The 20,358-nt window shown below is 40.9% G+C and carries 18 protein-coding genes; 3 read left to right on the top strand and 15 right to left on the bottom strand.

Annotation, left to right across the window (positions count from 1 at the left end):
- Positions 1-74: 74 nt before the first annotated feature.
- From trxA to GN217_RS16995, 14 genes are all read right to left on the bottom strand, one after another.
- Positions 75-389, bottom strand: coding sequence for a thioredoxin (gene trxA / locus GN217_RS17060; protein WP_156857862.1), 315 nt, complete (start codon positions 387-389; stop codon positions 75-77).
- 306 nt (positions 390-695) lie between these two features.
- Positions 696-1,667, bottom strand: coding sequence for an electron transfer flavoprotein subunit alpha/FixB family protein (locus tag GN217_RS17055; RefSeq protein WP_156857861.1), 972 nt, complete (start codon positions 1,665-1,667; stop codon positions 696-698).
- A 29-nt stretch (positions 1,668-1,696) separates the two neighbouring features.
- On the bottom strand, positions 1,697-2,470 hold the full coding sequence (locus tag GN217_RS17050) for an electron transfer flavoprotein subunit beta/FixA family protein (RefSeq protein ID WP_156857860.1): 774 nt from the start codon (positions 2,468-2,470) through the stop codon (positions 1,697-1,699).
- A 23-nt stretch (positions 2,471-2,493) separates the two neighbouring features.
- Entirely contained in the window at positions 2,494-3,267 is a 774-nt protein-coding gene (locus tag GN217_RS17045; protein ID WP_156857859.1) for an enoyl-CoA hydratase, read from the bottom strand.
- A gap of 122 nt (positions 3,268-3,389) precedes the next feature.
- Positions 3,390-3,971, bottom strand: a complete 582-nt coding sequence (locus GN217_RS17040) for a fatty acid metabolism transcriptional regulator FadR (RefSeq protein ID WP_156857858.1) — start codon at positions 3,969-3,971, stop codon at positions 3,390-3,392.
- Between the two features lie 655 nt (positions 3,972-4,626).
- Positions 4,627-6,324, bottom strand: coding sequence for a long-chain-fatty-acid--CoA ligase (locus tag GN217_RS17035; protein WP_156857857.1), 1,698 nt, complete (start codon positions 6,322-6,324; stop codon positions 4,627-4,629).
- A 191-nt stretch (positions 6,325-6,515) separates the two neighbouring features.
- Positions 6,516-6,923, bottom strand: coding sequence for a DUF350 domain-containing protein (locus tag GN217_RS17030; protein WP_156857856.1), 408 nt, complete (start codon positions 6,921-6,923; stop codon positions 6,516-6,518).
- A gap of 17 nt (positions 6,924-6,940) precedes the next feature.
- Complete coding sequence (locus tag GN217_RS17025; RefSeq protein WP_156857855.1) at positions 6,941-9,283, bottom strand: endonuclease MutS2; 2,343 nt, start codon at positions 9,281-9,283, stop codon at positions 6,941-6,943.
- An 11-nt stretch (positions 9,284-9,294) separates the two neighbouring features.
- Positions 9,295-11,013 (bottom strand): DNA polymerase/3'-5' exonuclease PolX, encoded by a 1,719-nt coding sequence (gene polX / locus GN217_RS17020; protein WP_156857854.1) that lies wholly within the window; start codon positions 11,011-11,013, stop codon positions 9,295-9,297.
- Positions 11,014-11,120: 107 nt separating this feature from the next.
- The gene (locus tag GN217_RS17015) at positions 11,121-11,654 is read right to left on the bottom strand and encodes a CvpA family protein (RefSeq protein ID WP_156857853.1); all 534 of its coding nucleotides are present in this window, start codon (positions 11,652-11,654) and stop codon (positions 11,121-11,123) included.
- 3 nt (positions 11,655-11,657) lie between these two features.
- On the bottom strand, positions 11,658-11,921 hold the full coding sequence (gene zapA, locus GN217_RS17010; protein WP_156857852.1) for a cell division protein ZapA: 264 nt from the start codon (positions 11,919-11,921) through the stop codon (positions 11,658-11,660).
- A gap of 770 nt (positions 11,922-12,691) precedes the next feature.
- Positions 12,692-15,121: a phenylalanine--tRNA ligase subunit beta gene (gene pheT / locus GN217_RS17005; protein WP_156857851.1), complete on the bottom strand. Its 2,430-nt coding sequence runs from the start codon at positions 15,119-15,121 to the stop codon at positions 12,692-12,694.
- A 14-nt stretch (positions 15,122-15,135) separates the two neighbouring features.
- Positions 15,136-16,170: a phenylalanine--tRNA ligase subunit alpha gene (pheS, locus tag GN217_RS17000; RefSeq protein WP_156857850.1), complete on the bottom strand. Its 1,035-nt coding sequence runs from the start codon at positions 16,168-16,170 to the stop codon at positions 15,136-15,138.
- Positions 16,171-16,540: 370 nt separating this feature from the next.
- Entirely contained in the window at positions 16,541-17,266 is a 726-nt protein-coding gene (locus GN217_RS16995; RefSeq protein ID WP_370459818.1) for a TrmH family RNA methyltransferase, read from the bottom strand.
- Between the two features lie 112 nt (positions 17,267-17,378).
- Between GN217_RS16995 and sspI the strand changes: the two genes are divergently transcribed.
- From sspI to GN217_RS16980, 3 genes are all read left to right on the top strand, one after another.
- A complete protein-coding gene (sspI, locus tag GN217_RS16990; protein ID WP_156857849.1) occupies positions 17,379-17,603 on the top strand; it encodes a small acid-soluble spore protein SspI in 225 nt (74 codons plus the stop codon).
- Between the two features lie 73 nt (positions 17,604-17,676).
- Entirely contained in the window at positions 17,677-18,156 is a 480-nt protein-coding gene (locus GN217_RS16985; RefSeq protein ID WP_156857848.1) for a DinB family protein, read from the top strand.
- Between the two features lie 55 nt (positions 18,157-18,211).
- The gene (locus GN217_RS16980; RefSeq protein ID WP_370459817.1) at positions 18,212-18,886 is read left to right on the top strand and encodes a lytic transglycosylase domain-containing protein; all 675 of its coding nucleotides are present in this window, start codon (positions 18,212-18,214) and stop codon (positions 18,884-18,886) included.
- 42 nt (positions 18,887-18,928) lie between these two features.
- Here GN217_RS16980 and GN217_RS16975 read toward each other — a convergent pair whose 3' ends face one another.
- Complete coding sequence (locus GN217_RS16975) at positions 18,929-20,014, bottom strand: M42 family metallopeptidase (protein WP_156857847.1); 1,086 nt, start codon at positions 20,012-20,014, stop codon at positions 18,929-18,931.
- Positions 20,015-20,358 lie beyond the last annotated feature (344 nt).

The following is a 20,358-nucleotide window of genomic DNA, read 5'->3' as shown; positions in this document are numbered from 1 at the left end:
CTTTAAGTTTAGAAAATCCCTTGTTATGAAAACAACAAGGGATTTCGGTTCTCTACTATATAATTTTACATGAATTAGAGATGTTTGTTAATTAATTCGGTTAGTGCTTCTTTCGGCTGGAAGCCAATTGCTTGGTCAACTACATCCCCATCTTTCAGTAGTAATAGTGTTGGGATGCTCATGACACCAAATTTACTTGCAGTTTCTTGGTTATCATCGACGTCTAATTTAACAATTTTTACATCATCGGACATTTCTCCGTCAATTTCCTCTAATACTGGAGCAATCATTTTACAAGGTCCGCACCATGGTGCCCAAAAATCAACGAGAACTAAACCTTCAGCGGTTGCCTCAGCAAAATTTTGATCTGTTACATGTTCAATTGCCATTAACATTTCCTCCTTTTGATAAAAACGAAACTTCATTCAGTGGAGCTTTTGGCCATCTCCAACTGAATGCTAGATGAGCTAATCAGGGTGGTAGCGTCCAGTATGACCCGCCTAAATAAATTCGGCTAACCTCTCTATATTTAAGGCAGATGTTTTAGGAACGATTGCACCGTGATCATTCAACCTACTTAAATAGAAGTATAACACCCTTATTATTTACTTCCTAGCTTTTTGCTTATTCGTTTTTAAAAAAATTGAAAGAAAGAAAGAACCGGGACAAGAAACATGTCCCGGCTAATTTTCACATTATACTTTAACCGTTTTAATTTCTTCAATAAGTAATGGTATCACTTCAAATAAGTCTCCTACAATTCCGTAGTCGGCGATATTAAATATGTTTGCTTCTGGATCTTTATTAATCGCTACGATGACTTTCGAGTTTGACATCCCCGCCAAATGTTGGATTGCTCCGGATATACCAACTGCAATATAAAGGTCCGGAGTAACGACTTTACCGGTTTGCCCGATTTGAAGAGAGTAATCACAGTATTCCGCGTCACATGCCCCACGGGACGCTCCTACCGCGCCACCAAGGACATCCGCAAGTTCATATAATATGTCAAATCCTTCCGCACTCTTGACACCACGTCCGCCTGCGATAACGACGCTTGCTTCGGACAAGTCTACCCCTTCGCTTGCTTTTCGGACAACGTCTTTGATAACGGTACGAATATCAGCTACTTCCACTTCTTTTGCTGTTATATCACCGGTCCTTGCTTCATCACGTTCAAGAGTTGCGATGTTATTTGGACGGATCGTTACAAAAGTTAGACCATCTGTAATAATTTTCTTTTCGAAGGCTTTACCAGAATAAATTGGTCGAACATACTCGACTCGGTCGCCGTTTGTTTCAATTGCTACAACGTCGGAAACTAATCCAGTATCCAACTTGGTAGCGAGCTTCGGTGTCAAATCCTTCCCAATGGATGTATGTCCCATTACGATGCCATCTGGAGATTCATCATTTATTACCGTCAGAACGGCTTGACCATAACCTTCTGAGGTATAGTTTTCTAATTTTTCATGCGCTATAGTAACAACGCGATCTGCGCCATAATAAATCAGCTCTTGGGCTTGCTCTTCCAGATTTTCTTTTCCTAAAACGATGCCGACGATCTCAGCATCCGCATGGATTGCCTTCGCTGCTGCAACCGCTTCAAATGATACGTTACGTAAAGCACCGTCTCTACCTTCTGCAATTACTAGTAATTTACTCATTCTTCTTCCCCTCTCTCTATCCTTTTCGCTTAAAGTACTTTCTTTTCATTTCTCAGCAATGTGACAAGTTCTTTCACTTGATCCTGGATCTCTCCTTCCAGAACCCTCCCCGCTTCTTTTTCAGGTGGTAGGAATACTTCAACTGTCTTCGTTTTCGGTTCAATATCGTCTTCATCTACATCAAGATCATCCAGTTCTAATTCTTCAAGCGGCTTTTTCTTCGCCTTCATAATTCCTGGAAGAGATGGGTAACGTGGTTCGTTTAAACCTTGCTGACAAGTAACGAGGAGAGGTAAGGTCGTTTCAACCGTCTCTACATCTCCTTCCACATCCTTTTCAATCCGAACGTTATCCCCGTCAATCGATAGATCTGTAATTGTTGTAACGTATGGGATGCCTAAAGCTTCTGCAAGACGCGGACCAACTTGGCCACTCGCCTCATCAATCGCAACATTTCCTGCTAATATTAAGTCCACTTCTTTATCTTCAAAAAACGCTTCCAAAATTTTGGCTGTTGTATATTGGTCTCCCTCATCCAAATCATCTTCTGTATTGATGAGGACGGCTTTATCTGCTCCCATTGCGAGGGCAGTTCGTAATTGTTTTTCAGAGTCTTCATCCCCGATTGTAATCACGGTTACTTCCCCTCCGTGCTCATCCCGCTGTTTAATTGCTTCCTCCACAGCGTACTCATCATAAGGATTAATGATGAATTCTGCACCCTCCTCATCGATTCTTCCATCATCCAGATTAATTTTTTCTTCTGTATCAAAGGTCTTTTTTAATAGTACATAAATATCCATCTTGCTTCCTCCTCTTATACTTTTTATTTATCTTTAAAATTAGGTTTTCTCTTTTCAATAAATGCTTGAATGCCTTCTTTTGCATCTTCAGAGCCAAATACAGTTCCGAAGGCCTCTGCTTCAGCTTCCATACCAGCTATGAATTTATCGGAGCGGGTGTAATTTACAAGTTTCATAACCTGGTTAATTGTTGGCTTACTTTTTCCAGCTATTTTTTCCCCAAGCTTTCTAGCTTCTTCCAAGACACTCTCGTCAGACACTGCCCGATTAGCAAGTCCAAACGTTACCGCATCACGGCCGGAAATCGGCTCCCCTGATAATATCATTTCATATGCTTTAGCAGTTCCGACGTAGCGCGGTAAACGCTGAGTCCCAGCAAAACCAGGAATAATACCTAGATTGAGCTCTGGTAGACCGAGCTTTGCATTTTCCCCGACAATCCGGATATGGCATGCCATCGCAAGTTCTAAACCTCCACCTAATGCTGCACCGTGGATTGCTGCAATAACAGGGACCCGGAATTCTTCCAACCTTTGAAACACTTTCTGCCCATTTTTAGCAAGCTCTTCATAATCTGAATGCGCTTGCAAAGAAGTGAATTCTTTAATGTCAGCACCAGCCGAGAAAAATTTGCCCTCCCCGTGAATAACAATCGCTTTCACATTGTCGCCCTCTTCAATTTCCCCAAGGAACACATCTAAATCCTTTATTAATTGACTAGACAATGCATTAGCTGGTGGACTTTGAATCGTTAAGTATGCCACTTGATTTTCCACTTTTTTTACAATCGTGGTCAATATGATCCCCCCTCTATATTCTCTATCTTAATCGATAAACGATTATTTTGAAAATAATAACTCGAATAATAATGTATCATCCTATTTTTTTATTCGAGTTATTATCGTTAAACGGCGTTTTATTAAGCCTTCAAACCATTTGTTAAAAATTTGTGTACCTCATCCACCTGATCGACTAAAGTAAATTTCCTATCCTTCATCACCCAATTCGTCACTACTTCGTCAAGCGTTCCGAAAATCATTTGCCGGATGAGTGCTGGATTGATATCGCTACGGAATTGTTTGTCTTTCATCCCTTCTTCAATAACTTCATCAATGACACGTAAATAGGCCTTTAACACATTATTGATTTGTAATCGCAAAGAGTAATTGGATTGTCTTAATTCTAGTTGGGTGACGATAGCGAGATCAGGATTTTCTTCCAATTGACTAAAGTGCATTTCTATTAAAACTTTCAATTTATCATTGGCATTAGCTTGCTCACTCGTTGCCTTGGCAATCTTGTCTATAAATTGCCCCATTTTCTCTTCAAAAACGGAAACGAGCACATCTTCTTTATTCTTAAAATATAGGTAAATCGTTCCATCGGCTACGCCTGCTTCTTTCGCGATTTTTGAAACTTGTGATGCATGATAACCATTTTCTGCAATTACTTTAACTGCAGCTTCGATAATCTGTTGGTATTTTGGCTTATTGCTCTTCATTGTTTTCTCCTTAACATGTTTCTAGCTTTTCATTCATATAAAATCAAAGACAATTACTTTCATTCAGCGTAAGTGTAACCTTCTCCTGGAGGTCCGCAGTCCAGACACCTCTCTCTTTCCGCAGGCGGCTGGTGAGCCTCCTCGTACGCTTTGCGTACTGCGGCGGGGTCTCACCTATGCCTTTCCTCCTGCAGGAGTCTCAAGGTGTCTGGACTGCTCCGAGGGGAAAGCCAAATTTGGAACACTATTTTTCATTTTAGGAATAGAACGCTAATCTTAGGGTGATAATTTCCATTCATAATAATCATCCCTACCAGTTCAGTTTCCCGGAGGACGGTGACTCCTGCGGGAAAGCGGAGACGATGAGACCCCGCAGGAAGTGCTTTTCTTCCGAGGAGGCTCAGCGCGGAGCCCGCGGAAAGCATCCGTCCGCCGGGAAACTGAACGGCGATTAGAGCGCTAAATTAAATAAACGAGCAAAACACTTACGCTGAATGAAAGTGGTTAGCTAATCTTTAAGTTCTCAAAATTGTGCCTAGCTGATTTAGGGCGTGATTGCTGTATAAAAAATGGAATTATGAATGACTGTTCATTCATAATTCCATTTTATTCGTTTACCTGTTAAGTGTCAATGTTTTTGCAAAGATTTCTTGAATTATACTGGTTCGATTTGTTCGTCTTGCTGTTTGACCTCTTCATCAACTAGTTGCCTTCTGAGAATTTTACCAACTATGGTTTTTGGGAGTTCTTTACGGAATTCGTACCTACGAGGGACTTTGTAGGCTGCAAGATTATCACGACAGAACCTATTCAGGTCTTCTTCTGTCGCTTGCTTCCCTTCTTTAAGAACGATGAATGCTTTAACCGTTTCGCCGCGATACGGATCAGGTACACCCACTACTGCACATTCTTGGATGGCCGGATGTTCATAGAGGACTTCCTCGACTTCCCGTGGGTAAATATTATAACCGCCAGCTATAATCATATCCTTCTTCCGGTCAACAATATAAAAGTAACCGTTTTCATCCTCGTAACCCATATCACCTGTATAAAACCAACCGTCACGGAGGGCGTTGGCTGTTTCTTCTTCATTTTTCCAGTAACCGACCATCACTTGTGGTCCTTTTACAGCCAACTCACCGACTTCACCAATTTCTACTTCTTCATCTGTACCGGTCTTAACAATTTTAACATCGGTATCAGGCCACGGGAGACCGATACTACCATTTATCCGATTTCCCCAAATGGGGTTAGCGTGGGTTACTGGGGATGTTTCAGTCAACCCATAACCTTCAACTAACCTTCCACCAGTAAGTCTTTCAAATTGCTCTTGCACTTCAAGCGGAAGTGGTGCAGAACCACTTAGGCACGCTCTAATTGAGGATAAATCATACTTCTCAATATCAGGGTGATTAATCAAGCCGATATAAATCGTTGGTGCACCAGGAAATAAGGTAGGCTTTTGTTTATCAATCACTTTCAAGACATCTTCTGGATTAAATTTCGGCATCAGAATGATTTTCGACGCTTGCTTTACACCGAAATTCATTACTGTCGTCATGCCATATACATGAAAGAATGGAAGTACTGCAAGAACGACTTCTTTCCCTTGCTCAGCCTTATAAAGCCAAGCTTCACACATTTGTAAATTAGCAACTAAGTTATAATGGGTAAGCATGACGCCTTTCGGATAGCCCGTTGTTCCACCGGTATACTGCAGGAGAGCAAGATCCTCCTTAGGATTGATTTTGACTTTTTTATATTCGGCTTTAGCGGTCTTCATTATACTTTCCCATACGTGGGTATCCGGACTCTGCTCTACTTTCACTACCATGTTGTACTCGCGCTTCTGTATAAATGGATAAATCAAGTTTTTCGGAAATGGCAAATAATCTTTGATGCCGGTTACAATCTTATGCTCTAAATTTGTTTTCTCTTGTACATTGCTTACCCTTGGCACGAGTATGTCTAGACAAACTATCACTTTTGCATCAGAGTCGGCTATCTGGTACTCGAGCTCTCTCTCTGTATAAAGCGGATTTGTCTGTACAACAACCCCCCCTGCCATCAGGATACCATAATAACTAATTACAGCCTGCGGACAGTTCGGAAGCATAATTGCAACCTTATCTTCTTTTTTTAGACCGAGAGATTGTAAATAATTCGCGAACTGCTTCGCTTGAGAATGTAATTCTTGGTATGTTAATTCTTTTCCCATGAAATAAAGCGCTTTCTTTTCCGGGTAGAAAGAAGCACTTTCCTCAAGATAGGAATCTAAAGGCTTCTCATCATATTGGATGCTTCGCGGTATTTCTTCTGGGTAGTGGGCATACCAATTTTTTGTTGCTTCCATTTCATCTCCTCCTTTTTATCTATTATAATCATTATATCGATTAATTTCTATTTTTAGAAATTTTATTTATCAAATTTAAGATATTTTTTTATTTTACCTGAAAATATAATATAGGCCAACAAGTAAAAATGCAATCGCAACACCAATTAAAATCTTTGCTAACCGTTCAAAAACCATCCTGCTTCCCCTTTCTAACCAATACTTGCGCCAATGACAAAAGCAATCCCGATGGAAAAGATCATCGATAATAATCCAACCGCTACATTTCCTTTTCCAATCTCTTCATCCACTTTAATTGTCGGTAAAAGAAATTCAAAGATAAAATAACCAGTTAATAATAAAATAAAACCGAATGTTCCCCAGCCAATCGTCTGAAGCAGGGAATCGTTATGCTCGATGGAATAACGGAAAATCGTAGCAATGCCAAAGATTTTCCCACCTGTTGCCATTGCTACTGCAAGATTCCCCTTACGAATCTCTTCCCAATTTTTATAGGATGTTACCAGCTCAAACACAGTAAGAAATATAAGCGTACATAAGACAACAACACTATATCTTGCTGCTGTAATTACGATAATATTTTCCCAAAAACCATTCATACGGACATCCCTACCTTTTATTTAAGTTCTAAAACGGTAACCCCGCTGCCACCTTCACCACTGCCGCCGAACCTGGCAGATGATATGGCTGGATGTTGTTTAGCAAAATCCTGTACAGCTGAACGCAGTGCTCCGGTTCCTTTCCCATGGATAATCGTTACTTTTGAGTAACCCACAAGTAGGGCATCATCAATATATTTCTCCAGCCGGTGAAGGGCATCCTCAAAACGCTCGCCCCGCAGGTCAAGTTCGGTTCTCACGTGAGCATTGGAACCTCTAACTGTTGCTACGGTTCGTTCGGGTTCTTGCTTTTGTCTTCCAACATATTGTAGGTCTTTCCGTTTTGCTTTTACTTTCATAATACCAACTTGAACCATATATTCTTGATCATTTAATTGCTCCAGTACGACACCTTGCTGATTGACTGTAAGCAACTTAATATCATCACCAGGTTTTAATGGTTTGTTCTCTTTCGACACTTCCTGTTTCGTTGGATTAGATTTGCTAATTAATTGTGGTTGAGCCTCTTCCAGCATCTTCCTCGCTTCAATCCACTCATGTTCTTTCAGGCCAGCATTCGTTTTCATATTACGGATTTCTTCGACAATGATTTCTGCTTCTTCCCGCGCTTGTTTTAATGCTCTTTCTGCCTTCTCTTCCGCTTTTCTATACAGCTCTGCTTTTTTCCGCTCAAAATTGCGCCACTCTTTCTCTAATTCGGTACGCATTTTCTCACTTTCAAGTAAAATTTCATGAGCTTCCTCATATTGCTTTTCCGCAGCGATTTGCGACTTTTCAAGTGATGCGATCATATTTTCAACACTTTTTGAATCGATGCCGACTAAGCTTTTTGCCTTATCAATAAGTTCTGCTTGTAATCCGAGACGTCTTGATATTTCAAATGCATTACTTCTACCCGGAACACCAATCAAGAGACGGTATGTCGGCTTTAATGATTCGACATCAAACTCAACCGACGCATTAATGACATGATCACGATTATAGCCATAAGCTTTCAATTCCGGATAATGTGTTGTAGCAATGACTCGCGCACGGCGAGCGATCACTTCATCAAGCAAGGCCATAGCAAGTGCAGCCCCTTCACTCGGATCTGTACCTGAACCTAGTTCATCAAAGAGGACAAGAGACGCATCATCCACTTCTTCCATAATCGAAACGATATTTTTCATATGGGAAGAAAATGTACTTAGATTCTGTTCAATCGATTGCTCATCACCAATATCGGCAAATACAGCTTGAAAAACAGCAAGCTCACAATCATCAAAGGCTGGGACTTGCAAGCCAGATTGGGCCATTAATGTACAGAGGCCGACCATTTTTAATGTAACAGTCTTTCCCCCTGTGTTCGGTCCTGTAATAACAATTGCCGTATATTCTTCACCGATTGCAATATCATTAGCGACAACTTCATCATCTGGGATGAGCGGATGGCGGGCTTGTTTCATCTTAATAATCCCTTTATCATTCATCCGCGGCTTACTTGCTTTCATTTTGCTTGCAAGCTTTGCCCTTGCTGCAATGAAGTCGATCGTAGCCAGTAATTCTAAATTGATGGAAATCGTTGGTTCTACTCCAGCAATTTGATTCGAAAGCTCTGTTAAAATTCGTTCAATTTCTTGTCTTTCATTTAGGATTGCTTGCTGCAATTTATTATTTAAATCGACCACTGCCCGAGGTTCCATAAAAAGGGTCTGGCCGGAAGAGGATTGGTCATGGACGATTCCGCCGATTTGTGCCCGGTATTCCTGCTTCACAGGCAATACATACCGGTCATTACGAATTGTAACAATAGCGTCTGAAAGCATCTTCGCATGAGATCTCGTATACCCTTCTAATTTTTCTCGGACACTTGCCTCAAACGTTCTTATCTGGGAACGAATACTTCTTAATTTATTTGATGCATTGTCAAGGACGTCTCCATTTTCATCGATGGCACGGCGGATTTCCTGCTCCATCTCACGCATCGGAGCAATATCTTCCGCAAATTGTTTCAAGATTGGAATCTCCTCTTCCAAATCTTCGAGGAAATTCTTCACCCGTCTTCCACCATACATTGTATTCGCTATATCAAGGCATTCCGAGGCAGATAAGACACCCCCGATTACGCTGCGTTTCAGGCTCTCCCGGATATTACGGATCCCTCCAAAGGGAATCACCTTATTGCGGCGCAATATTTGAGCCGCTTCATCCGTTTCTTCCTGAAGCCGATTCACCTTATCTAGGTCTGTTTCAGGGAAAATATGTGCAGCCTTTTCCTTGCCAAGTGATGTTTCTGCTTGCTCCTTTAATTGTTCGACTATTTTATCAAACTCGAGTACATGAAGTACACGTTCGTTCATTTACTTCACCTCTATTTATTTCGATCTAAAAAAGCTTTAAGCTCTGCTAGAGGTAAGCTGTTCAATACCGTACTTTTTTGAATCCAGCCCCGTTTGGCAGTGCGAACTCCAAACTCCATAAATGCGAGTGTTTCATAGCTATGGGCATCGGTATTAATAATCAGCTTTACTCCAGCTTCTTGAGCCATTTTTGCATGTGTTGCTGAAAGATCGAGTCGATTCGGATTGGCGTTGATTTCAAGCGCTGTATTTGTTTCTTTCGCTTTTTCAATCAACTTTTCCATATCGACCCGGTAGCCGTCCCGGCGTCCTAGTAATCTTCCGGTCGGATGAGCAATCATATCTACATAAGGGTTTTCAAGTGCTTGATATAATCGCTCCATAATTTTTTCTGCACTTTGGTTAAAGCTTGAGTGAATGGACGCGATCACGAAATCTAGTTCTTTTAAAAAGGAGTCTTCAAAATCAAGCGTTCCATCTGGTAAAATATCCATCTCAACTCCGGTGAAAATATGAATATCAGGATATTTTTCATTTAATAGCTGAATTTCCTCCCATTGCTTCCGAAGACGTTCTTCGTTCAATCCATTCGCCACCCGAAGGAATTTAGAATGATCAGTGATGGCAATATATTCGTATCTCTTCTCCATAGCCTTTAGAACCATTTCTTCCAAGTTTTGTGCCCCATCGCTCCACGTCGTATGCATATGTAAATCTCCGCGGATATCTTCTAGTTCAATCAATTCCCGGGTCTCTTGAAACTGTTCAAGTTCTGTCGTTCCCTCTCGTATTTCAGGCGGGATATAAGGAAGACCAAAATGTTCATAAAATGCCTTTTCATCAGGGAATGTGAGTATTTCGTTCGTTGCTTCTACTTCAACTCCATATTCACTAATTTTCTCTCCACGGGATTTCGCCAATTGGCGCATCGCTACATTATGTTCCTTCGAACCTGTGAAGTGATGAAGTGTTGTTGTAAATTCCTCGTCCTTCACAAGACGGAAATCGACATTGATATCATATTCTTCTTCCAGTGTAACAGACACCTTTGTATCCCCCTCAGCAATCACTTCTTTTACTGTAGGGAGTAACAGTAGTGCTTCACGTACCTTCTCCGGTTCATCTGTTGAAATAATAAAGTCGATATCCCTAATTGTTTCACGCATTCGTCTTAAGCTACCTGCAATCGAGTAGCGGGTAATCGAATCTATAGCATTCAAATAGTTTTCTATTTTCCCAGCGATTTGCAGCATTACTGCAATCGAAAGACGTTCCGGGCGTTTTCCAACTTCGTCCAGCGCTGTCAGTAGATTCTTCACTGTTTTAGGCCCGAAACCAGATAACTTTTCGACCTCCCCATTTTCACATGCAGTTCGCAAACTATCCGCATCGACAATATTTAACTCTTTATATAATCTAGAAAGTTTCTTGCCACCAAGTCCTGGCAGCTGGAGAAGGGGAATTAATCCAGACGGAACCTCTTCCTGCAATTTCTCAAGCTCTGTCGATTTTCCTTCCTTCATGAATTCGGTAATGACTGCGCCTGTCCCTTTTCCAATTCCTTTTATTTTCGTCATATCTTCAATTTCGTCAAGTGATCGTTCATCTGTTTCCAATCCTTGGGCAGCCTTGCGATAGGCTGATATTTTAAACGGATTTTCACCCTTTAATTCTAAGTAAATAGCAATTTGTTCTAATAAACGAATAACATCTTTCTTATTTACGAGCAATCCATTCACCTGCTTTATTGTTATTTCAATAAAAAAAGACCGATTCCGTATCGTTTACTACTATTGTACATGTAATCCAGTAGCAATACTAATACGACGAACCGCTCTTATAAATACACTTTTACTAAGTCAAACACTTTATTGGAGAAATATGGAGTCTGCTCCAGTATGAGTAAAGCCAACGATGAATTATTAATATATGATTGTACAGTCTCAATTGGTGTTAAGGCAAGTACATATAGAAGGACAAACACAATTAAATAAATTTCCAAAAAACCTAAAACTGCACCAAGAATCTTATTCACCGGCTTAATAAGCGGGATTGCCGCAACAAAATCAAGCATATTTGCAACAATCTGCAAGATTATTTTTACCGCAAAAAATAAAACTGCAAATGAAATGATATTATAAAATGCCGTTTCAATCGGTAGCCCTTGTAGGAATTCAGGCCAGATATTTGCGCTTAGTTCCTTGTATGGAATCCAAAGTTCCAACCGAATGGCTAAGTCATCATAGTACCTTGCCGCGATAATAAAAGCTGTTATAAAGCCTATTAAATGAAATAGCTGTAAAATAAACCCTCTATTCAGGCCGATAAACAGACCGAATAGAAGTAATATAATTAAGATTAAATCAAACATATCTTATTTTTCCTCTTTCCTCGCAATTGATCCGACTAATTTTGCGTAGTCTTCTTTCAATTTCACATAATCGTTCATCGTATTTACAGCTGTGAGTACGGCCAGCCTTGTTGTATCTAAATGCGGATTATGGTCTTTAATTTCATTCATTTTCTGATCAACAAGACTCGCAACCAACTTCACATGACTTGCTGGTTCATTACCCATGATTGTATATGTTCTATTATTGATTTCCACTGTAATCCTGTTCTTTTCATGTTCTGTCATGTTGATCCCCCCGCCAAAATCACTACCATTTATCATATCATTTTTTGTTTCTAAAAAGAAGTATTATAATTACCCCTGCTTTTGGAGTTTGGGACAATCAGCCCTCCCTTAGTGCAATCCAAAAAACTGACATTTCGCTCTACATAATCCTCATAGCTTCCTCCGCTTTCCAACTAATACCTTCATTCAGCGTAAATGCAACCTTCTCCCGGAGGTCCGCAGTCCAGACACCTCTCGCTTTCCGCAGGCGGCTGGTGAGCCTCCTCGTACGCTTTGCGTACTGCGGGGTCTCACCTATGCCTTTCCTCCTGCAGGAGTCTCGAGGTGTCTGGACTGCTCCGAGAAAAGGCCAAGTTTAGAGCACTACTTTTCATTTTAGTAAGAGGGCACCTATCATGGTGGGATATTTTCCATTAATAATAATCCTCTCTACCAGTTCAGTTGCCCGGTGGACGGTGACTCCTGCGGGAATAGCACGAGTCCGAAGACCCCGCAGGGCGATAGCCCGAGGAGGCTTCGGCTGTGCCCGCGGAAAGCATCCGTCCACCGGGCAACTGAACGGCGATTAGAACGCCATAATTAGTGAACGAACCAGACACTTACGCTGAATGAAAGTATAAGTCGTTGTCGTTACGTTTTGAAAAAATTTAAGTATGTCTGGTTATATTCTTCAACGACTGTGGATGTTTCATTAGGTTCATCGTTACGTATTGAAGAAGTAAAAGCGTTGTAGCGGACTAATAATCCAGGCTACAACGCTTTTTGGTTTTTTAAGATCTTACATAACCATTAAATTCATCGGATATGGCTTTTACAATTTCCTGATAAGATGCTTCCACTTCTTCGTCTTTCAATGTTTTCTCCGGATCCTGATAAACGAGATGATAAGCGATTGACTTCTTACCAGCCTCTAAATGTTCCCCTTCATACACATCAAATACAGCAACAGACTTTACTAATGGTGCACCGATTTCGGCAATTCTTGCTTGAACGTCGCCTGCTAAAACTTCCTTATCGAGGATAAAGGCAATATCCCGTGAAATCGCTGGGTATCTTGGAATTTCTGTATAGCTCGGTTCATTTTCATACGCTGTAAATACTACATCTAAATTGATATCAAATACATAAGTTTCCTTTAAATCTAACCTTTTTGCAAGGAGTGGGTGAACCTGCCCGAGGAAACCGATAACCTGACCGTTTCGTTTAATTACCGCTGTGCGGCCTGGGTGCATATCCTCAAGCTTTACCGGTTCAAATTGGACAGATAACTTCAACTGTTCAAATAACCCTTCAACAATTCCTTTTACAACATAGAAGTCCACCGGTTTTACTTCCCCTTGCCATGGATGGTCAACCCAGTTCCCCGTTATCGCACCTGCAGCACGAAGAATTTCTTCCGGTTGCTTCGTAATTTGTTCTTCTTCAGATACAAAAATTGACCCAATTTCATAATAAGCAATATTCATCTGGTTTCTTGCTTGATTATATGATAGGGATTGAAGAAGCCCTGGGAGTATGCTTAGACGGAGATATTTATGATCCTCACTCATCGGCCTAGCCAGTGCAATTGGAACTGGTGACTTTTTGATAATCTCCGGGCTGATTAATTTCTCAATATCATGTTCATCCGTCAAGGAATAGGTTCTGTTTTCCATTAATCCTAATCCCTCAAGTAATGATTTGATATTTCGTTTTAATTGCTGTACGTGATTCAGGCCACCTACTTGCCCTTCCCCTTTAGGTAAGGTATACGGCAAGTTATCATAGCCATAAATACGAGCGATCTCCTCAAGCATATCCTCAAAGATTGTAATATCCTGTCTTCTTGTCGGTACTTTAATCGTGAATGTTGTGCCTTCTTGCTCAAAAATGAATTGCAATCTATACAAGATGTCAGCAATCTCCTCATTTTTAATAGAGGAACCAAGTCTTTCATTCACACGATCCGTTTCAATGACAACTGTTTTCTCCGAATAATCAAGACCATCATATTCACTTAAACCTTGCAAAACTTTTCCATCTGCATATTTTTCAAGTAGATGGCAAGCTCTTTCGCCGGCTTTTCTTACCTGTTTCGGGTCAACTCCTTTTTCAAAGCGGGTACTTGAGTCGCTCCGTAAACCAGTTTGTTTAACTGTCTTTCTGACAGTCGTACCGTCAAAATAGGCTGCTTCTAGTAAAATAGTCGACGTCTCATCCGTTACCTCCGAATCAAGTCCACCCATTACTCCAGCAAGCGCAGTCGGTACCGAACCATTGGTAATGACAAGATTCTCACGCGTCAATTTGCGAGTCTGACCATCAAGGGTAACAATTTCTTCCCCTTCATTCGCACGTCTAACCAACACCGTGTTTGATGCAAATCTATCATAATCAAACGCATGAAGTGGTTGGCCGTATTCGAGCAAGACATAGTTCGTAATATCAACTACATTATTAATCGGACGGATACCAGCTGCAAGTAAATAGTTCTGTATCCATAAAGGAGAAGGCTTAATCACAACATCTTTAATGATAAATGCCCCGTAATATTTGTTTAACTCTTGGGCTGCCACTTCTACGGTTATATAATCTTCCGCACACTCACTTTCATTACTTTCAATCGTTTCATCTGGATATGTGACTTGTTCATCAAGAATAGCTGCTACTTCATACGCTACCCCCATCATGCTTAACGCATCTGCCCGATTGGCAAGTACATCGAGTTCAAATACCGCATCGTTTAAGTTGAGAAGCGGAGTAACATCCTCACCGATTTCTACTTCATCCTGGAAAACGTAAATACCGTCTACGAATTCTTGGGGAACGAACTTTTCTTTCACTCCCAATTCCTGTAAAGAGCAAATCATCCCATTTGATTCCACGCCACGTAATTTCACTTTTTTAATTTTAAAATTACCTGGTAAGACAGCACCGGGCTTGGCTACGACAACTTTTTGACCTGCAGCCACGTTCGGGGCGCCGCATATAATTTGTAAGGTTTCTGTTCCAACATCTACTTGGCAAAGATTTAATTTGTCGGCATTCGGATGCTGCTCACAAGTTAGGACGTGTCCGACAACAACATCGTTCACCTTTTCTCCGACGTACTCAATTCCTTCCACTTCAATTCCAGACTTTGTAATTCGCTCTGCAAGCTCTTCTGGAGAAAAATCTCCTAAATCAACATAATTATTTAACCAGTTATAGGATACGTACACTTATTTTTTCCTCCCTATGCGTGATGATACTGTTTTAAGAATCGGATATCGTTCATATAGAAGCTACGAATATCACTTACACCATATTTCAACATAGCAATTCGCTCTGGACCCATTCCAAAAGCAAAACCGCTGTATACGCTCGGATCATATCCGCCCATTTCCAAAACTTTCGGATGGACCATTCCACCACCTAATATTTCAATCCAGCCTGTTCCTTTACATACACTACACCCATCACCGTTACAGACTTTACAGGAAATATCCATTTCCACAGATGGCTCTGTAAATGGGAAGTAGCTTGGACGGAGACGAATTTCGCGGTCTTTTCCAAACATCTGTTTAGCAAATTTATCTAATGTTCCTTTTAAATCACTCATCCGGACGTTTTTATCGACGAGTAGACCTTCAATTTGTGTAAATTGATGGGAGTGTGTTGCATCATCGCTATCTCGACGATATACTTTCCCCGGACAAATCATTTTAAATGGCCGTTCGCCTTTATAACTTTCCATTGTTCGTGCTTGAACAGGAGAAGTATGTGTACGTAACAATAACTCGTTCGTAATATAGAATGAATCCTGCATATCGCGGGCCGGGTGATCTTTCGGTAAATTAAGTGCTTCGAAGTTATAATAATCTGTTTCTACCTCTGGGCCTTCCTTGATCTCATAGCCCATACCGATGAATAAATCCTCGATTTCCTCCACAATACTTGTTAAGAGATGCGGTCCTCCAACGTTGACCTTACGACCCGGTAGTGTCACATCAATCGTTTCCGATTCTAACTGTTCATTCAAAGCGGCCCCTTCTAGTTTAGCGGCCTTCTCTTCAATTGCTTCGGTGATGATATTACGTACTTTATTAGCCATTTCTCCAATAACTGGACGCTCTTCTGGGGAAAGCTGTCCCATTCCTTTTAAGACCTTCGTAATCGAACCCTTCTTCCCTAAATAAGCGACTCGAATATCTTGAAGGCTTGTCATTCCTTCAGCATCTTCAATTTTAGCAAGTGCTTCTTGCTGTATTGTCTCCAACTGCTCCTTCATGTGTGAACCCTCCTTAGAATACTTTTAAACAATTAAAAAAAGCCCCATCCCAATAAAGGGACGAGGCTATTATTTCGCGGTACCACCCTTGTTGACAACATATATATTGTCCAACTCACATTTTGATAACGGATTATAAAATCCGGGCGCACCTTTACTTGTACGAAACAAGGTCCAAGTGCCTGCTCCAGAGTGAAATGGTCCTATCCCAGTAATAGAAATGTTTTCAGTCTCAGACATTTCCTCCCTGCATTACCGTCATGGATATAACCTAGCTCTTTCAACACATTTTCTATTCATACATTTATTTATACAATCAATTAACGCTTCACTTCATCCATTATAGATAATTTTCTTGCAGCTTGCAAGCCTATTCTTTCAGGCGATACATGAGGATGCCTGCAGCAATGCTCACGTTCAATGATTCTGCTTTTCCGTAGATTGGGATTTTCACCCGTTCATCCGCCTGCTTAAGCAATTCTTGCTGAACGCCCGCGCCTTCATTTCCAAGTACTAGTCCAATTTTATCCGGCGTCTTCATTTCCTGATAATAACTCGCATCTTCCAGTGCAGTTGCCCATATCTCATACCCTCTCCCTTTCAATGAAGGTATTTCTTCTGTCAAATCAGCTTCAAAAACTGGGATATGAAAGAGTGACCCTTGGGTTGAACGGATGACTTTATCATTGTATAAATCAACTGTACCTTTACCCAGAATGACAGCATCCATACCAGCAGCGTCTGCCGTACGAATAATTGTCCCTAAATTTCCAGGATCCTGTATCGCATCAAGCATCACAAGCTGATTACCCGTGACACTTCTATGCGGCTGCATCATAATAACAGCCGCTATTCCTTGGGGTGTTGTCGTCTGAGAGATATGTTCAAATACTTGTTTAGAAACACGCTCTACAGGAAGGTCATTACTCCAAGAAGGAAGCGGAACACTCTCCTCCACGATGATTTCTACTATTTCCTGTCCGCTTTTCCAGGCTTCTTCCACAAGATGTGACCCTTCAACGAGAAACATTTGCTGTTCTTTGCGCCCTTTTCGTTTGTGAAGCTTTCTCCAAGCCTTAACTTTTCCGTTTGTCAATGATGTAATCAACGTCTTCATCCTTATCCTGTTCTTTTTTCTTATCATACATATTTAGGAACCATTTGGTCAAACTAATTTCATGAATCAAAGAACTAAGGAGGTAAACAAAATGGATTTAAATTTACGCAAAGCAATTCTCAGTAATATATCGACAAATGATCAATCCCAACTGGAAGCAACGATTGTAGATGCGATACAAAATGGAGAAGAAAAAATGTTGCCAGGACTTGGTGTATTATTTGAGTTAATCTGGCAGCAAGCTGACCAAACAATGAAGCAAGACATGGTAGAATCACTAGAATCTGGTGTAAAGCAAGCTACCGCAGGCTCCTAAGGATACTTTTCCCTACTACTTTCACGATATTCTTGATAAACTATGGATAACCAAAAGTGAAAGGGGTTATTCAATGTATCGGAAAGTAGAAGATTTTCTTCAAGATTGGCAAAGTGCAAGCGCAGGAACGTTGCGAGTTCTCGAAGCAGTAACAGATGAAACATTGGATCAAGCAATTGTAAAAGGGCATAACACGTTAAGATGGTTAGGCTGGCATTTGGCAACCGCTCCCGCTTATTTTGCAGGTCTGTTAGGACTGGAACTGAACAATGTGGGAGATTCGGAAAAACTTCCTAGCACAGCTAAAGAAATCGCAGAAGGATACGAAGCAGTGAGTAGTGAAATTGCTGAAAAAGTATCGCTTGCATTCTCTGATGAAAGTTTAACCGAGGAAGTGGATCAGCATGGCAGGCCAACAGCCCGGGGAGCGATTCTTCGTACATTAATCGATCACCAGACTCACCATCGCGGTCAAATGACAGTACTCCTTCGCCAAGCGGGACTTAAAGTTCCCGGAGTCATGGGACCGACAAAAGAAGATTTGGGAAAATAATGAACAAATTGGGACATGACGGCGTAAAATAAACGCCTTATGTCCCTTTTAACGATTGAAATATGTGCGAAATCCTAGTAAGATTGTAGTAGAGAAAGTAGGGATTATATTGGAAATCAGAGACTTAAACCAGCTTATGCAGCTACAAGCTATGCAAACAATGAGCTCAGGCAGTGCACACTCCAGTTCATCTTTTGCAGAACTTACTTTCAATCAATTACTACAGAGTAAAATCGACCAAGCAAGGGCGCTCACACCACCTGCTCTATCCTCTCTTGGATCGGTACCTTTTCAACGGCCGGATAATTTGAGCCAACCGAGTCATCAGGCTAACCGTTCGTCCCCTTTGAAGGCAACTGCTTTTGATCATTATATCGTTGAAGCGAGCGAGAAATACAATATTGATAAGCGGCTGATCCGAAGTGTGATCCAAGCGGAGTCCGGCTTTAATCCTCGTGCAACAAGTGGTGCCGGTGCTAAGGGTCTTATGCAATTAATGCCGGGTACTGCAAGAGGTTTAGGTGTTGCTAATTCCTATGACCCACGGGAAAATATTTTAGGCGGGACAAAATATTTAAGACAGATGCTGGACCGTTATAATCAAAATATGGAGCTTGCTCTTGCAGCGTATAATGCTGGTCCAGGAAATGTCGATAAACACGGTGGCATTCCGCCATTCAATGAAACAAGAAATTATGTAACAAAAGTGATGAACAATTATTTAGCCTGATAAAAAAACAAGGTGTCGATGCACACCTTGTTTTTTCTATTGTTATGCGAGTATAAGTTCTTTCACCTTATCCTTATCAAGTTGTTTAATAACTTCTACAATTAATTTAACCGCATTTTCAAAGTCGTCACGATGTAAAATTGCTGCGTGAGAATGAATATAACGAGTTGCAACTGTTATAGATAAAGAAGGTACTCCATTTGCAGTTAAATGAATGGAGCCGGAATCTGTTCCACCGCCGGCAATTGACGTATACTGGTAAGGAATCCCTTGTTTATCCGCTGTTTTCACAACTAAATCCCGTAAGCCTTTGTGGGAGACCATCGAAGCGTCATAGATAACAATTTGTGGCCCATCCCCCAACTTACTATCCGCTTCCTTATCAGAGATGCCTGGTGTGTCACCAGCAATCCCCACATCAACTCCAAAGCCGATATCTGGTTCAATCTTATGTGCTGCTGTTTTCGCCCCACGAAGCCCAACTTCTTCCTGAATCGTTCCGACACCGTAGACGATATTTGGATGATCCACGTCTTGAAGTTGTTTTAATACCTCGATAGCAATAGCCAAACCAATTCGGTTATCCCAAGCTTTCGCCATCAGCATTTTCTCATTTTTTAATTGTGTAAATTCAAAATAAGGAACAATCGATTGACCCGGCAGAACACCAAATTCTTCTGCTTCCTTCTTACTCGATGCCCCGATGTCGATAAACATATCCTTTATCTCATATGGCTTCTTACGCGCTTCTGCTGAGAGCACGTGCGGTGGTTTTGAACCGATAACACCGGTGACATTTCCTTTTGAACCCATAATCGTCACACGCTGGGCAAGCATGACTTGGTTCCACCAACCACCAACCGTTTGGAAGTAAATGAACCCTTTATCATCAATACGCGTAACCATGAAGCCTATTTCATCTAAATGACCAGCTACCATAATTTTTGGTCCATTTTCGTCTCCAATCTTTTTTGCAATGGAGCTGCCTAAGTCATCTGTTATCATTTCATCTGCGTAGGGCGTAATATACTTTTCAAATACTTCTCTCGCTTCTCTCTCATTTCCCGGGATACCATTCGCGTCGGTCAAATCTTTCAACATCGTTAATGTTTCATCTAATTTTGCCATGTTCTAATATCTCTCCTTTACTGTGACTTAAAGTATAAACCTATTATACTCAACTTTCTTAATTAAAAAAACGAAAGTAAATTAATCTTAACAAATACTCCCACAGAACGATTTTTTTAGGCTTCATTGTAAAATGAAATGCAACAGCTAAATAAATAGAAAGCCATCGTGAAACCACGTATAGTTAAAGTTGACCAAAACCATAAACATACGGAGGAAATCACGATGACTCACTCTCATTCTAACACGAAAAAACGAAGCTATACACATTTAACTGAAATTGAAAGAGGACAAATAGCTGCATACAGGGAGCAAGGTTTGTCTTTAAGAGAAATTGGAGAGAA

Source organism: Oceanobacillus sp. AG, from assembly GCF_009746545.1.
In the GTDB taxonomy this organism is placed as follows: Bacteria; Bacillota; Bacilli; order Bacillales; family Amphibacillaceae; genus Oceanobacillus; species Oceanobacillus indicireducens.
Note: the sequence above shows the minus strand (reverse complement) of the source record. Positions and strands in the feature narration are given on the sequence as shown.

Bases quoted from the DNA above. Each gene is read 5' to 3' on its own strand.
- GN217_RS17015 (WP_156857853.1), bottom strand. From the start codon at position 11,654: ATGTTTGATTTAATCTTAATTATATTACTTCTATTCGGTCTGTTTATC.
- GN217_RS16975 (WP_156857847.1), bottom strand. From the start codon at position 20,014: ATGGCAAAATTAGATGAAACATTAACGATGTTGAAAGATTTGACCGAC.
- trxA (WP_156857862.1), bottom strand. From the start codon at position 389: ATGGCAATTGAACATGTAACAGATCAAAATTTTGCTGAGGCAACCGCT.
- GN217_RS17040 (WP_156857858.1), bottom strand. From the start codon at position 3,971: ATGAAGAGCAATAAGCCAAAATACCAACAGATTATCGAAGCTGCAGTT.
- GN217_RS17030 (WP_156857856.1), bottom strand. From the start codon at position 6,923: ATGAATGGTTTTTGGGAAAATATTATCGTAATTACAGCAGCAAGATAT.
- GN217_RS17050 (WP_156857860.1), bottom strand. From the start codon at position 2,470: ATGGATATTTATGTACTATTAAAAAAGACCTTTGATACAGAAGAAAAA.
- sspI (WP_156857849.1), top strand. From the start codon at position 17,379: ATGGATTTAAATTTACGCAAAGCAATTCTCAGTAATATATCGACAAAT.
- GN217_RS17025 (WP_156857855.1), bottom strand. From the start codon at position 9,283: ATGAACGAACGTGTACTTCATGTACTCGAGTTTGATAAAATAGTCGAA.
- zapA (WP_156857852.1), bottom strand. From the start codon at position 11,921: ATGACAGAACATGAAAAGAACAGGATTACAGTGGAAATCAATAATAGA.
- GN217_RS17055 (WP_156857861.1), bottom strand. From the start codon at position 1,667: ATGAGTAAATTACTAGTAATTGCAGAAGGTAGAGACGGTGCTTTACGT.
- GN217_RS16985 (WP_156857848.1), top strand. From the start codon at position 17,677: ATGTATCGGAAAGTAGAAGATTTTCTTCAAGATTGGCAAAGTGCAAGC.
- pheS (WP_156857850.1), bottom strand. From the start codon at position 16,170: ATGAAGGAGCAGTTGGAGACAATACAGCAAGAAGCACTTGCTAAAATT.
- GN217_RS17035 (WP_156857857.1), bottom strand. From the start codon at position 6,324: ATGGAAGCAACAAAAAATTGGTATGCCCACTACCCAGAAGAAATACCG.